The following is a 14,190-nucleotide window of genomic DNA, read 5'->3' as shown; positions in this document are numbered from 1 at the left end:
GGCCCGCCGACGCCGTCGGCCCCGCTCTCGAGCACGACGGTCGGCACCGTGATGGGCGGCTCGGCGGAGGCCGCCGCCTCGAGGCCGGCGTAGCGCGGATCGCCGGGTGCCAGCCCGTAGCGCTGCCGGTAGGAGTGGATCACGACATCGACGAAGTCGGGGTTGTCGAGACTGGGCGCGCTCGACGCGAACGCCGCAGCAGCGCCGGCCCACTCGGGCGACCACGTCGTCCACAGCAGTTCGCAGAGTTCACGCCGATACCGTTCGAGCCCGCGACGCCCCCGCTCCGAATGGAAGTAGTACTGGTACCAGTACGTGCGCTCCCACTCGGGCAGGGCCGGCTCCTGGCCGAAGCCGGCGCCGAACACGTTGTAGCCGCCGACCGTGACGAGGCCGCCGACACGGTCGGGGTGCACTGCCGCGACGAGGCACGACGCGCGGCCGCCCCAGTCGTAGCCGCCGACGATCGGCCGGTCGAGGCCGAGCGCGTCGATCAGGTCGAGGAGGTCCTGGGCGAGCGCCGCCTGCTCGCCCGACCGCATCGTCGCGGCATCCGTGAAGCGGGTCGGGCCGTACCCGCGCAGGTAGGGCGCGATCACGCGCATCCCGGATGCCGCGAGCCGGTCGGCGACCTCGTCGTAGGCCCGCACGTCGTAGGGGAACCCGTGCGAGAGCACCGCGACCGGCCCGTCGGGCGGACCCGCCTCCGCGTAGGCGATCTCGAGCACCGGGGTGCGCACGCTGCCGAGGCGAGTGAATCCCATGCGGTCAGTCTGGCCCGGGCCACCGACGTCGCGTACGGCCGGGGCCACGACCGGATCGCCCGGGACACGCCGCCCGCGGCATCCGGTCAGCTGAGCTGGGTCTTCTCCACCCACTCGAGGTACTCCTCGGTGACCGTGCCCGTGACGTACTCGCCGGTGAAGCACGAGAGGTCGAGCTGGTCGATCGAGGTGCCCTGGGTGATCGCGGCCTGCAGGTCGGCGACCTCCTGGTAGATCATGTGGTCGGCGTTCAGCTCGCGCGCGATCTCGGGGATCTTACGCCCGTGCGCGACGAGCTCCTGGCGGCTCGGCATGTTGATGCCGTACACGTGCGGGTAGCGCACCGGGGGAGCCGCCGAGGTGAACGTGACCTTGTTGGCGCCGGCCGCGCGGGCCATCTCGACGATCTCCTTCGAGGTCGTGCCGCGCACGATCGAGTCGTCGACGATGAGGATGTTCTTGCCCTTGAACTCGGTGCCCATGGCGTTGAGCTTCTGGCGCACCGAGCGGCGGCGCTGCGCCTGCCCCGGCATGATGAACGTGCGGCCGACGTAGCGGTTCTTGTAGAAGCCCTCGCGGTACTCGATGCCGAGCTTCTGGGCGACCTGCATCGCAGCGGGCCGCGACGAGTCGGGGATGGGCATGACGACGTCGATGTCGCCCTTGTCCATGTGGGTCTCGATGGTGGTCGCCAGGCGGTCGCCCATGCGCAGCCGTGCCTCGTAGACCGAGATGCCGTTCATGACGGAGTCGGGGCGGGCGAGGTAGACGTACTCGAACGAGCACGGCACGAGGCGCGGGTTCTTCGCGCACTGCCGAGAGATCATCCGCCCGTCGAGGGTGATGAAGATCGCCTCGCCCGGCAACACGTCGCGCACGATCTCGTAGTCGCCGTTCTCGAGCACGAGCGATTCGGATGCCACGATCCACTCGTCCTTGCCGGCCTCGGTCACGCGCTTGCCGAGGATGAGCGGCCGGATGCCGTAGGGGTCGCGGAACGCCAGCAGGCCGTAGCCGGCGATGAGCGAGATGACCGCGTAGGAACCCTCGACGCGCTCGTGCACCTGCTCGACCGCGGCGAACACCTGGTCGGGGTCGAGGTCGAGACCGGTGATCTGCCCCTGGAGCTCGGTCGCGAGCACGTTGAGCAGCATCTCGGTGTCGCTCGTGGAGTTCACGTGGCGGCGGTCGATGTTGAACAGGTCGCTCGAGAGCTCACGCGTGTTCGTCAGGTTGCCGTTGTGCACGAGGATGATGCCGTACGGCGCGTTCACGTAGAACGGCTGCGCCTCCTCCTCGCGCTCGGCCGCGCCCTTCGTGGTGTACCGCACGTGGCCGAGGCCCATGTTGCCGAGCAGCGAGCGCATGTCGCGCGTGCGGAAGGCCTCGCGCACCTGGCCGCGCTGCTTCGTCATGTGGAAGACGGGCCCGTCGGCGGTGGCGATGCCGGTGGAGTCCTGCCCCCGGTGCTGCAGCAGCAGGAGGCTGTCGTAGATCTGCTGGTTGACGGGCTCGGTGGAGACGATGCCGACGATGCCGCACATGCGAGCTAGGGCTCCTCGTGGGGGTGGGTTGAGCGTCCGAGCAGGACGATCCATCCTCCCACACGCGCGCGTGTGAGCCGCCTGAACGGCACCTCCTGCTCAGCTGAGCGGATGCCGCAACATCGCGCGGTCGGTGGGCTCGGTGACGCAGTGGGCGGATGCCGCTACCGGGCGTGACGCTCGACGAAGGACCGCAGCATCCGGCTCGGATGCGACACCTCCGCACGACGCACCGCGGCGAGCGTCGGCTCGAGCTCGTCCGCCGGGAAGTATCCGTGGTTCGCATAGGCGTGGATGCGCACGGTGATCGCGTCGACGTCGAGCTCGGGGTGGAACTGCGTCGCGTACACGTTCGCGCCCACCCGGAACATCTGCACCGGGCAGGTCGGCGACGAGGCGAGCAGGGTCGCCGAGGCGGGCAGTGCGCGGATGGCCTCCTTGTGCCCGACGAACGCGTTGAACGTCGTCGGCATCCCGGCGAGGATCGGGTCGGATGCCGCAGCCTCGGTCAGCGTGACCGGCACGACGCTGATCGGCTCGGCGTAGGTGCGATCGATCGGCGCGCCTTGGTGCACGCCGAGGGTGCCGACGCCGTAGCAGGCGCCCAGGAAGGGGAAGTCGCGCGCCACGACCTCATCGAGCAGCGCGTCGAACTCGGCTTCGACCCGCTGCTGCACCGGCGACTTCCGCTCGGGCGGATCGGAGGCGTTGAACGGGCCGCCGCCGACGAAGAAGCCCGACAGCCCGGCCAGGTCGAAGTCGGGCATGGGCTCCGCCTCGAGCCGCACCCGGATGAGGTCGCGCTCGTCGAGACCGGAGTGACGGAGGAACAGCGCATACTCCTCGTCGGCAGGCTGGTCCTCGGCGCGCGTGGCGAGGAGGACGAAGGGCTTCACACGCCCACGATATTCCCGCGGCCCGTGCCCGCGCCCGCGGCGCGGGCCTCAGTACTCCGACGGCTTGGCCAGCACGGCCATGGTGCAGCGCGAGACGCACACGAGCCGGCCCGCGGCATCCGTGATCCTGATGTCCCACACCTGCGTGGTGCGGCCTCGCGAGATCGGCGTCGCCTCACCGTAGACCCACCCCTCGGCGACCGGGCGCACGTGGTTGGCGTTGATCTCCATGCCGACGCAGTAGCTCGTGGCCGGGTCGACCGTGAACGTGGAGCCCCAACTCGCGAGGCTCTCGGCGAAGGCGACGGATGCCCCGCCGTGCAGCACCCCGCCCGGCTGGCGCGTGCGGCCGTCGACCGGCATCCGGCCCTTCAGCGAACCGTCGGTGAGCTCGGTCATCTCGATGCCGAGCTCGTGGAGGAGGGTGCCGTCGCGACGCGAGTTCGCCCAGTCGAGGGAGGGCTCGCCGAACCAGATGCTCATGTGATCGAGTCTGGCATGCGCGCCGTCCACAGGTCCCCGCCGGCGACGTCGCGCGGCCCGTGCACCCGGCATGATGGTCGGATGTCCGACCCGAAGGGCGCCGTCGACGTCGACGGCGATGCCCGCGCAGCATTCCTCGCCCGCCGCGACCTCGTCGTCGACCTCGCGCGGGTCTGGTGCGTGCTCCTCGTGGTCGTGATCCACCTGCTCATGATCGGCGTCGGGCTCGACGGGGGCGATGCCATCGTGGTGTCCCGCCCGCTCGAGGCGCAGCGGTGGTTCGCGGCGGCCACGTGGATCGGGCAGATCATGCCGCTGTTCTTCGCGCTCGGCGGATTCACCGCCCTCACGGCGTGGCGGAGCCTGCGCCGTCGCGGCGGCACCGCCCTGGACTTCGTGCGCGCCCGCACCATGCGGCTCGCGACGCCGGCACTACCCCTCTTCGTGTTCTTCGCGGTGGTGATCGGCGCCGCGACCGCCGTGGGCGTCGACCCGGCGCTCCTCGAGACCGTCGCGGCCGGGGCGGGCACGCCGCTGTGGTTCCTCGCCGCGTTCCTGCTCGTGCAGTGCCTCGTTCCGGTGCTGGCCGCCCTGCACGAGCGAGCGCCGCGGCGCACCCTCGCATCGCTCGCGCTCGCGGCGGTCGTCGTCGACGCCGTCCGGGTCGCCACCGGGGTCGACGCGATCGGCCTGGTGAACCTCGTGTTCGTCTGGGGCTTCGCCCAGCAGCTCGGGTTCTGGTACGCCGACGGTTGGTTCCGCCGGCTTCCCGCGCCACGCCTCGTCTGGATCGCGGCCGCCGCCTACCTGCTGATCTGGCCCGGTGTCGCCGCCGGGTGGTACTCGCCCGACATGCTCACCAACCTCAACCCGCCGACCGTGCCGCTCATGCTGCTCGGCCTCGCGCAGGTGTGCCTGCTCACGCTGCTCCACGCGCCCCTCTCCCGGCTCATGGCGCGTCGGGCCGCGCAGGCCGTGGTGTTCGCCATCGGCGCGCGCGCCATGACGATCTACCTGTGGCACCTGCCCGTGATCATCGCGGTCGCCGGTCTGACCCTGCTCATCCCCGGCGCCGCCCCCGAGCCGGCCACCCCCGCATGGTGGATCGCACGCCCGGTGGTCTTCGTCGCCGTGCTCGCGCTCGTGTGGCTGGCGTCGTTGCCGCTGTCGCGATTCGAGACCGTGTCGACCGCGATCCCCGAGGGCTTCCGACGTCCGGCGGCGGGCGCGATCGTCGTCGCGGCGGTGCTCGCGTTCGCGGCACCGTTCGGGGTGATGGAGTGGTTCCTCGACCTGGCGCTTGCCGTGGCCGGCGCCGTGCTGCTCGCGGCATCCGTGCTGCTGAACCGCCCGCGCCGCGGCTGAGCGGGGTCGCGCCACGGTGTGAGCGCGGTCCGTGCCGGCTGGGGGCCGCTCGTCTGGGGCCGCTCGCCTGGGGCCGCTAGGCCAGCTCGGCGATGATCGGGTGGATGGCGTCGTCGAACGCCGAGGCATCCGATCGCAGCGAATCCGTGACCGCCACGGTCATCGCGCCGATCCACCAGACACCCGGTTGCGTGAACGGCACCACCTCGACGTTGAGCTCGAACGAGTGCGCCCGGCGCCCGACCTCGCGCTCGTGCTCGGCGATCGTGCCTGCGTAGGCGCGGTAGGAATCGCCCCGCCGTGCCGCCGACGCGGTGCGGTAGCCCTGGTGCGCCCACTCGGCCCACGCTCGTGCGGCCTCGGCGTGCGGCACGATCGCGGCGGCGAGGATCTCGGCCTCGGAGACGGGCAGGGCGACGTCGGTGCCGTACGCATCGACGAGTTCGAGCGGCACGGCCGACGGATGCGCCTCGGGCTCGACGGTCATCGCCCACCACGCACGCCACTGCCGTTCGAGCAGGTCGTGCTGGTCGATCTCGAGCCGATCGCCGATGGCTCCGACGTCGCGGAGCCTCGGCAGCTCCACCGGCGACGCGATGGCGAGCACCTCGCGCAGGTAGAGGGCGAGGAGGACCGAGCGACTCGCGTTCTCGCGAATCACCCACGACGGAGTTCCGCCCGCGTGCATGCGTCCATTTTAGGGTGCGCTGCCTACCACGGCACGGATCGGCGCGCGGGCCGCGGGTACGCTTGACAGGTGACCTCGAACTCGTCCTACGCCGCCGCCGGAGTCGACACCCGGGCGGGCGATCTCGCCGTCGAGCTCATGAAGGAGGCCGTCGCCGCGACGCACGGCCGTCACGTGCTCGGCGGGGTCGGCGGTTTCGCCGGTCTCTTCGACCTCTCGTTCGCGAAGGACTACGCCCGGCCGCTGCTTGCCACGTCGACCGACGGCGTCGGCACGAAGATCGCGATCGCCCAAGCGCTCGATCGCCACGACACCATCGGTCAAGATCTCGTGGGCATGGTCGTCGACGACATCGTCGTGGTCGGAGCGAAGCCGCTCTTCATGACCGACTACATCGCCTGCGGCAAGGTCGTGCCCGAGCGCATCGCCGCGATCGTGACGGGCATCGCGAAGGCCTGCGCCGAGACGGGCACCGCGCTCGTCGGCGGCGAGACCGCCGAGCACCCCGGGCTCATGGGTGCCGACGACTACGACGTGGCCGGTGCCGCCGTCGGCGTGGTGGAGGCCGACCGGCTGCTCGGCGCCGACCGGGTCCGCGACGGCGACGCCGTCATCGCGATCGAGTCGAGCGGCCTGCACTCCAACGGCTTCTCCCTGGTGCGCCACATCCTCGCGAATGCCGGGCTCTCGTACACGGATGCCGCGGCAGAACTCGGCACCACGTGGGGCGAGGCGCTGCTCGAGCCGACGCGGCTCTACACCGGGCCGCTCGTGCGCCTCCTCGAGCACGACCGGCTCGCGGCATCCGTGCACTCGCTGTCGCACGTGACCGGCGGCGGCATCGCGGCGAACCTGGCGCGCGTGCTGCCCCGCGGCTCGTGGGTGGAGCTCGACCGGTCGACCTGGTCGCCCGCGCCGGTCTTCCGCGTGCTCAACGACCTCGCGGGCACGACCCTCGAGTCCACCGAGGGCACGTGGAACCTGGGCATCGGCTTCTTCGCCGTCGTCGCTGCAGACGACGCGGCCGCCGTCATCGCCGAGCTCGGCACGCTCGGCCTCCCGGCGTGGCAGGCCGGCACCGTGGCGATCGGCGACCGCGACCTCGACGGGTTCGAGCAGGGCGCCAAGGGTGTCGACGGCGGTGCAGTGCGCCTCGTCGGCTCCTACCGGGATTGAGCCCGATGCGCGCGGCCGTCTCGATCGGGATCATCGGCACGACGAGTGCCGAGGTGGTCCGGGTCCTGGCTCCGCGCGTCGAGGGCTTGGGCTTTGCGTCACTGTGGATCAACGACGTGCCCGGCGGCGACTCCCTCGACGGGCTCCGCGCGGCCGCCCCGGTCACGGAGACGCTCGGCCTGGCGACCGGGGTGATCCCGCTCGACCGAAGGCCGGCGTCGACGCTCGACCTGCGTGAACTGCCTCCGGTGCGCACGACCCTGGGGATCGGCTCGGGTCGCGCCGATCACCCGGTTCGCCTCGTCCGCGACGGTGTGGAGGCCTTGCGGAAGTCCACGACGGCGTCGATCGTCGTGGGTGCGCTCGGCCCGCGGATGCGCCGGCTGGCCGCGGAGCAGGCCGATGGCGTGCTGCTCAACTGGCTCACGCCGAAGGCTGCGGTGGCGGCGGCGGTGGAGGCCCGCGCTGCGGCGAGCGAAGCGGATGCTCCCCGGCCTCGGGTCGTGCTCTACGTGCGCACGATCGCCGAGCAACACGCGCGGCCGGCGCTCGAGCAGGAGATCGCCCGATACGAGTCGGTGCCGTCGTACGCCTCGAACTTCGAACGCCTCGGCATCGCCGCGGCCGACGCGACCGTGACGGATGCCGCGGGGCTGGCCGCGTTCGACGTGGTCGACGAGCTCGTGCTGCGGGCGATCACGCCGACCAACTCGCTCGCCGAGCTCGAGCGGTTCGTCGAGGAGACCGCGCGCTGGCGCTTCCAGGCGTGAGGACCCGACCACACGACCGGGTGACCCCTCGATAGGCTCGACGTCGATGATCCTCGCGCACGATGACGAAGGCGACGGCCCCGCCGTCGTGCTGCTGCACTCCTCGGTCTGCGATCGGAGGATGTGGAAACGCCAGGCCGAAGTGCTCACCGCGGCCGGCCATCGCGTGATCCGTCCCGACTTCCGGGGTTTCGGCGAGAGCCCTGCCCCCACGACCCCGTACGACGAGGCGGATGACCTGCGCGCACTGCTCGACGCACTCGGGGTGGATCGAGCCGTCCTGGTCGGATCGTCCATGGGCGGCCGCGTCGCCCAGGAGTTCGCGGCCCGCTGGCCGTCGCGGGTGATCGGGCTGCTGCTGGTCTGCGCGGCCACGAGACTGCTGCCGCCGACGGCCGACGCGCGCGCGTTCGGCGCCGAGGAGGATGCGCTGCTCGAAGCCGGCGACGTCGACGGCGCGGTCGACCTGAACGTGCGCACGTGGCTCGGCCCGGCCGCGTCCACGGACACGGCCCTCGCCGTCGCGGAGATGCAGCGTCGTTCGTTCGAGGTGCAGCTCGCCGCGGGCGACGTGAGCGCGGACCGCCCCGACTTCGACCTCGGCGCGATCACGGCGCCGTCGCTCGTGGTGTCGGGCGCGCACGACCTCGACTACTTCGGGCGAGTCGCGGACCTGCTCGCGGCGCAGATCGCCGGAGCACAGCAGCGGGAACTCGACTGGGCCGGGCACCTGCCGAACCTCGAGGATCCTGACCGCTTCGACCCGCTGCTGCTCGAGTTCGTGACCGGGCTCGAGCCCGTCGTCAGTGCCAAGCGTTGAGCATCAGGCGCGGCTAGGCGCGCTGTTGCTCGTCTCCGGTGACGTAGGTGTCGTCGTCGTCGGCAGCGTACTCCGACCACTTCGACGCCTCTTCGTTGTATTCGTCATGCTGCGAACCCGTGAGTTCGCGCTCAAGCGCCGTGTAGTCGGTGTTCGGACTGAAGTACTTCAGTTCCCGAGCGACCTTGGTGTGCTTGGCTTTCTGACGGCCGCGCCCCATGCGTGACCCCCTTACGACATCTGGCCGGGTGGGATGGTCTTCACCCGGCGCGCTCTGATAGAAGAAATTCGTCCGGCTGCCAGTTTAGCACCGCGAATCGGGGCCGGTCGGTGCCTTCCACAGCGAGTGTGCGCCGGCCGGATCCGCGGCGCCGTCGTGGTGCGCCCTTCCAGCAAGACATGCTGAGATTGACACGTGATGACGAGCCCCGAACGTGTGAAGGTCGTGGTGATCGGAGCCGGTCAGGCCGGGCTCTCCGTCGCCTACTACCTGCGCCGTTTCGAGCTGGTGGCCGACGAGGATTTCGTCATGCTCGACCGGGCTCCCGGACCCGGCGGCGCGTGGCAGCACCGCTGGTCATCGCTGCGCCTCGGCACCGCGCACCGCGTCAACGACCTGCCGGGCATGGCCGAACTCGGCATCAGCTTCGACACCGCCGACCGTACGCTCCCCGCCAAGGAGGTCGTGGCCGACTACTACGCCCGGTTCGAGCAGCACTTCGACCTGCGGGTGCGCCGCCCCATGAACGTGCGCACCGTCGCCAACGAGGGCGTCGACCTGCTCGTGCAGTACGAGGACCTCACCCCGCAGCCCGTCGAGGAGGCCAAGGCGAAGGGCCTCTTCGGCCGTCGCCGCAAGACGTTCGAGGAACCGCCCACCCCGTCGGCGCCGCAGCACCGGCTTACGACGCAGTTCCTCGTGAACGCCACGGGCACGTGGGGCTCGCCGTTCGTGCCGTACTACCCCGGCATGGCCGACTTCGCCGGCCGGCACCTCCACACGTCCGACTACGTCGACGCGGCGGACTTCCGCGACCAGCACGTCGTCGTCGTCGGAGGCGGCACGTCGGCGATCGGCTTCATGCTCGAGCTCGAGGAGGTGGCGGCCGGACTCACATGGGTCTCGCGCCGCCCCATCGACTGGCTCGATCGCCAGGAGCTCGACCTCGAGGGCGCCTCGGCCGCCGTCGCCCTGCAGGACGAGGCCGCCAGGTCGGGCCGCGCCCTGCCGTCGGTCGTCAGCGGCACCGGCGTGCCGAAGAGCCGCAGGATCGCGGCGGGCATCGAGCGGGGACTCCTCGTCGCCCGTCCCATGTTCGATCGCATCGAGCCCGACCGCGTGGTGTGGGACGGCGACGAGGGCGGCATGGCGCGCGCCGACGCGATCATCTGGGCCACCGGCTTCCGGCCCGACCTGCGGCACCTGTCACCGCTGAAGCTGCGCGAGAAGGCCGGCGGCATCACGGTTGGCCAGGGTGCCTCGTGGAACGACCCGCGCATCTTCCTCGCGGGCTACGGTCCGCAGGCCTCCACGATCGGCGCCAACCGGGCGGGCCGGATGATCGCCCGCCAGATCATGGCCATGCTCTAGCGAGCGGATGCTGCGGCGGCGCTCAGTCCGACGCGCCGCGGTCGCTGTCGTCGCTGCCGCTCTCGCGGGCCCGGCTCCCGAACGTGCCGGCGGTCACCGTCGCGTACGACGCCGCCACCACCCGCTCGAGCACCTCGAGGTCGACCTTCGCGAGGTCCGTCAGGTAGAGGCATCCGACGCCCGTGGTGTGCGGGCCCAACCGGTCGAGCTCGTCGGCGTGCGCGCCGACCCCGTCGGGCAGGTAGACCGTCGTCGACGGCTTGCGCGGGGCGAAGGCGGCGGCGGCCGCATCGCCCTGCCGGCCGCTCGCGTAGTGGTAGTGGTACGTGCCGAAGCCGATGATGCCGCGGTACGCCATGCGGGCGGGCTCGCCGGTGACCCGCGACATGAGGTCGAGGAGGGTCTCGGCGTCCCGTCTGCGGACGGGATGCTCGATCGACTCGAGGAACACGCGCACGTCGTCGTCGACCACCATGGGCGGCAGCCTACCTTCCGCGCTTGGATCCCGTCGCGGTCGGCTGCTGCGTCTCGGCGATCGGCCGACGCGGCACCGGGCGCACCGGCTCGCCGCGGCGATCCTGGCCGGGCAGGGGGCGTGAGCGGCGGCCGTAGATGAGGTCGGAGGAGTCGAGCAGCCACGGCACGAGGGCGACCGTGACGCCGTGCACCAGCAGCAGCTTCTGGCGGATGCGCCGCGCCTTGTGGTTGTGCAGGATGTTCTCCCACCAGTGGCCGACGATGAACTGCGGCATGTAGACGGTGACGACCTCGGAGCCGTGCTCGGCCCTGCGGTTCTTGATGTACTGGATGAGCGGGTGGCTGAGGTCGCGGTACGGCGACGACAGGATGCGCAGCTTCACGTGGATGTTCTGCTTCACCCAGTCCTTCTTCAGCCGCTTCGTCGATTCGTCGTCGATCGACACGTGCACCGCCTCGAGCGAGTCGTGCCGCGCCGCGATGGCGTAGTCGAGCGCCTTCAGGGTGGGCTTCTGCATGCGGCCGACGAGCACGATCGCGTGGTCGCCCGTCGCGCCGAACGTCGTGGTCGGGTCGACCTCGATCTCCTTCTCGACGTCGCGGTAGTACCGGTTCACGCCCATCATGAGGAAGAACAGGATCGGCATCATCACGAACACGATCCACGCGCCGTGGGTGAACTTCGTGATGGTCACCACGATGAGCACGACCGCGGTCATGCCGGCGCCGATGGCGTTGATCACGAGGGCGCGAACGACGGCGCCCTGCGAGAGCGGCTTCGCATCGGCATCCGTCGAGGCAGCCGATCGCTGCTGCTTCGCCTTCGACGACGGATGCCGCCGCAGCGAGAGCTCGCGCAGCCAGTGCCGCACCATGCCCGTCTGCCCGAGCGTGAACGAGACGAACACGCCGATGATGTACAGCTGGATGAGGACCGTGAGGTTCGCCTGGAACACCACGAGGATGAACGAGGCCGCGAGCGCGAGGATCACCACGCCGTTCGAGTAGATGAGGCGGTCGCCGCGCGTGGAGAGGGACTTGGGCGCGTAGCCGTCCTGCGCGAGCACCGAACCGAGCAGCGGGAACCCGTTGAACGCGGTGTTCGCGGCGAGGAGCAGCACGAGCGCGGTCGTCGCCTGGATCAGGTAGAAGAACACGGAGGTGTCGCCGAACGTGGCGCCGGCGACCTGCGCCATGAGGCTCTTCTGCGGCTCGGTGGCGCATTCCGTCCAGCCGATCAGGCTGCATGGGTTCTCGGCGTAGTGCACGTTCGAGATGAGCGCGAGGGCGGTGAGTCCCGCGAACAGGATGATGGCGATGCCGCCCATGAGCACGAGCGTGCGCTGCGCGTTGCGGACCTTGGGGCGGCGGAAGGCCGGGACGCCGTTCGAGATGGCCTCCACGCCCGTCAGGGCGGAGCATCCGCTCGCGAAGGAACGCAGCAGCAGGAGGATGATGCCCGCCTGCGTCAGCGACTCGGGATCGACGCCGTAGACCGACGACTCGGCCACCGGCGGGTCGCCGAGCAGCGTGCGGGTGAGGCCCACCACGACCATGACGAACACGCTGCCGATGAAGAGGTAGGTCGGCACGGCGAACGCCTTCGACGACTCGCTGACCCCGCGGAGGTTCACCGCGGCGAGCAGGATGACGAAGAGCACGGCCAGCTCGACCCGGAACCCGTTGAGCTCGGGGATGGCGGAGATGATGTTGTCGACGCCCGAGGCGACCGACACGACGACCGTCATGACGTAGTCCACGAGCAGGGCGGAGGCCACGACGAGGCCAGCCTTCTCGCCGAGGTTGCGGTGCGCCACCTCGTAGTCGCCGCCACCCGAGGGGTACGCCCGGATCAGCTGCCGGTACGAGGCCACGACCGTGATGAGGAGCACCACCACCGCGACCGCGACCCATGGCGCGAAGCTCAGGAACGCCAGGCCGCCCACCATGAGGATCATGAGGAGCTCCTGCGGGGCGTATGCCACGGAGGACAGCGGGTCGCTCGCGAAGATCGGGAGCGCCAGGTGCTTCGGGAGGAGTTGCCCCTCGAGCTTCTCGGTCGGGAGGGGGTCGCCGATGATCCAGTTCTTCGGCGACTTCAGTTCTGCCGGCGGCTCGCCGACTTCATTCGTCACGGCGGACGACACTACACCCGCCGGGTCGAGAGTCAAGTCAGCCGGGTGGAGAGTCAAGTCAGGACGAGGAGGTACATGCCGGCCGCCGCCGCGAGACCGAGGGCGAGGGTGACCACCACATTGAGGATCGCGGCCCGCCAGCGACCGCCGTCGATGAGCTCGATCGTCTCGACCGTCCACGTGCTGAAGGGGGATCTCGCCGCTGTTCACCGCGAACCGCGACTTCTACCGCGTCGACACGGCGCTCACGGTGCCCGAGGTCGACCCCGCCCGCTGGCGGCTCGTCATCGACGGCCTCGTCGACCGCCGGGTGGAACTGAGCTTCGACGAGCTCGTCGGCATGGGGCTCGACGAGTACGCGATCACGATGACGTGCGTGTCGAACGAGGTCGGCGGGGGGCTCCTCGGCACCGCGAAGTGGCTGGGCATCCCCGTGCGCGACGTGCTGAAGCTCGCGGGGCCCCGCTCGAGCGCCGACATGGTGCTCTCGCGCAGCGTCGACGGGTTCACCGCGGGCACCCCGCTCGAGGCGCTCACCGATGCCGACCTCGACGCGATCCTCGCGGTCGGCATGAACGGCGAGCCGCTGCCGCTCGAGCACGGCTTCCCGGTGCGGATGGTCGTGCCCGGCCTCTACGGCTACGTCTCGGCGACGAAGTGGCTCACCGAGCTGAAGGTCACGACGTTCGCCGACGACGAGGCCTACTGGACGCCCCGCGGCTACAGCGCGAAGGCACCGATCAAGCTGTCGTCGCGCATCGACACGCCCCGCTCCGGCACGCCGATCGTCGCGGGTCCGACGAAGATCGCGGGGGTCGCGTGGGCGCAGCCGGTCGGCGTCGACCTCGTGGAGGTGCGCATCGACGACGACCCGTGGCATCCGGCGACCCTGTCGACCCCGCTGAACGGCAGCACCTGGGTGCAGTGGTTCGTCGACTGGGACGCGACGCCCGGCACGCACTACGTCACCGTGCGGGCGACGGATGCCGCGGGCACGCGCCAGGCGGAGGAACGCACCCCGATCGCCCCCGACGGGTCCACGGGCTGGCAGCGCACCCTGCTCACCGTCGCGTCGTAGCCGATGCGGTCGCGGGCATCGCCTCCTTGCCGCATCCGCGGATACGATGGGGGGATGCATCCGCAGATGAGGAATCAACGGTGACCGAGTTCCGCGTGAGCGAGGCCGCGGCGCTCCTCGGGGTGAGCGATGACACCGTTCGCCGCTGGGCCGAGCACGGGCGGCTCGCGCTGCGGAAGGCGGCGAACGGCATGCAGGTGGTCGACGGAGCCGACCTCGTGCCGCTCATGGAGGAGGCCTCGTCGGGCGGCGCGCTCGACGAGGCGTTCCCACTGGCGCCGCTGCCGGGCCCGCCTCAGGTGTCGCCGTCATCGACGGCTTCCCGCCCACGACGGATCCCGACGCGCTGTTCTGAGAACGTCACGGTCGCCGCACCGCACCGCGGGCACGACGAAGGGCGGAC

14 protein-coding genes and 1 pseudogene are annotated in these 14,190 nt (G+C 70.8%); 7 read left to right on the top strand and 8 right to left on the bottom strand.

The window, feature by feature from the left end:
- The 4 genes from GH736_RS07860 to GH736_RS07845 form a co-directional block, all read right to left on the bottom strand.
- On the bottom strand, nucleotides 1-764 hold a 764-nt coding region (locus tag GH736_RS07860; RefSeq protein WP_159601881.1), incomplete at its 3' end, for an alpha/beta fold hydrolase.
- An 86-nt stretch (nucleotides 765-850) separates the two neighbouring features.
- On the bottom strand, nucleotides 851-2,308 hold the full coding sequence (gene purF / locus GH736_RS07855) for an amidophosphoribosyltransferase (protein WP_159601879.1): 1,458 nt from the start codon (nucleotides 2,306-2,308) through the stop codon (nucleotides 851-853).
- A gap of 164 nt (nucleotides 2,309-2,472) precedes the next feature.
- A complete protein-coding gene (locus GH736_RS07850; protein WP_159601877.1) occupies nucleotides 2,473-3,204 on the bottom strand; it encodes a glutamine amidotransferase in 732 nt (243 codons plus the stop codon).
- Between the two features lie 48 nt (nucleotides 3,205-3,252).
- Nucleotides 3,253-3,687, bottom strand: coding sequence for a hotdog fold thioesterase (locus tag GH736_RS07845; protein ID WP_159601875.1), 435 nt, complete (start codon nucleotides 3,685-3,687; stop codon nucleotides 3,253-3,255).
- A gap of 81 nt (nucleotides 3,688-3,768) precedes the next feature.
- Here GH736_RS07845 and GH736_RS07840 point away from each other — a divergent pair, with 81 nt between their 5' ends.
- Nucleotides 3,769-5,052 carry an acyltransferase family protein gene (locus GH736_RS07840; RefSeq protein ID WP_159601873.1) on the top strand — a complete coding sequence of 428 codons (1,284 nt, stop codon included), beginning with the start codon at nucleotides 3,769-3,771 and terminating at the stop codon, nucleotides 5,050-5,052.
- Nucleotides 5,053-5,128: 76 nt separating this feature from the next.
- Here the strand turns inward: GH736_RS07840 and GH736_RS07835 are convergent, their stop codons facing one another.
- Nucleotides 5,129-5,740: a zinc-binding alcohol dehydrogenase gene (locus GH736_RS07835; protein WP_159601871.1), complete on the bottom strand. Its 612-nt coding sequence runs from the start codon at nucleotides 5,738-5,740 to the stop codon at nucleotides 5,129-5,131.
- 69 nt (nucleotides 5,741-5,809) lie between these two features.
- On the opposite strand from GH736_RS07835, the gene purM reads away from it, so the two are divergent.
- Genes purM through GH736_RS07820 form a run of 3 tightly spaced genes read left to right on the top strand, consistent with a single transcriptional unit; the run spans nucleotide 5,810 to nucleotide 8,506 of the window.
- A complete protein-coding gene (gene purM, locus GH736_RS07830) occupies nucleotides 5,810-6,916 on the top strand; it encodes a phosphoribosylformylglycinamidine cyclo-ligase (RefSeq protein WP_159601869.1) in 1,107 nt (368 codons plus the stop codon).
- Between the two features lie 5 nt (nucleotides 6,917-6,921).
- A complete protein-coding gene (locus GH736_RS07825) occupies nucleotides 6,922-7,686 on the top strand; it encodes an LLM class flavin-dependent oxidoreductase (RefSeq protein WP_159601867.1) in 765 nt (254 codons plus the stop codon).
- A 46-nt stretch (nucleotides 7,687-7,732) separates the two neighbouring features.
- Nucleotides 7,733-8,506, top strand: coding sequence for an alpha/beta fold hydrolase (locus GH736_RS07820; protein WP_159601865.1), 774 nt, complete (start codon nucleotides 7,733-7,735; stop codon nucleotides 8,504-8,506).
- A gap of 13 nt (nucleotides 8,507-8,519) precedes the next feature.
- Here the strand turns inward: GH736_RS07820 and GH736_RS07815 are convergent, their stop codons facing one another.
- Entirely contained in the window at nucleotides 8,520-8,726 is a 207-nt protein-coding gene (locus tag GH736_RS07815) for a DUF3073 domain-containing protein (protein WP_159601863.1), read from the bottom strand.
- A gap of 198 nt (nucleotides 8,727-8,924) precedes the next feature.
- Between GH736_RS07815 and GH736_RS07810 the strand changes: the two genes are divergently transcribed.
- A complete protein-coding gene (locus GH736_RS07810) occupies nucleotides 8,925-10,097 on the top strand; it encodes an NAD(P)-binding domain-containing protein (RefSeq protein WP_159601861.1) in 1,173 nt (390 codons plus the stop codon).
- Nucleotides 10,098-10,119: 22 nt separating this feature from the next.
- Here the strand turns inward: GH736_RS07810 and GH736_RS07805 are convergent, their stop codons facing one another.
- A complete protein-coding gene (locus GH736_RS07805) occupies nucleotides 10,120-10,572 on the bottom strand; it encodes a DUF1801 domain-containing protein (RefSeq protein WP_159601859.1) in 453 nt (150 codons plus the stop codon).
- 10 nt (nucleotides 10,573-10,582) lie between these two features.
- Nucleotides 10,583-12,709 carry an APC family permease gene (locus tag GH736_RS07800; protein WP_235933884.1) on the bottom strand — a complete coding sequence of 709 codons (2,127 nt, stop codon included), beginning with the start codon at nucleotides 12,707-12,709 and terminating at the stop codon, nucleotides 10,583-10,585.
- 190 nt (nucleotides 12,710-12,899) lie between these two features.
- On the opposite strand from GH736_RS07800, the pseudogene GH736_RS07795 reads away from it, so the two are divergent.
- Nucleotides 12,900-13,787 (top strand): annotated as a pseudogene (locus GH736_RS07795) (molybdopterin-dependent oxidoreductase); the annotation flags it as partial.
- Nucleotides 13,788-13,867: 80 nt separating this feature from the next.
- Nucleotides 13,868-14,190, top strand: a 323-nt coding sequence (locus tag GH736_RS24905) for an excisionase family DNA-binding protein (RefSeq protein WP_235933883.1), incomplete at its 3' end; no start/stop codon positions are given.

Source organism: Agromyces humi (assembly GCF_009720255.1).
GTDB lineage: Bacteria > Actinomycetota > Actinomycetes > Actinomycetales > Microbacteriaceae > Agromyces > Agromyces humi.
The sequence above is the reverse complement of the archived record's forward strand: the minus strand, read 5'-3'. Positions and strand labels throughout refer to the sequence as shown.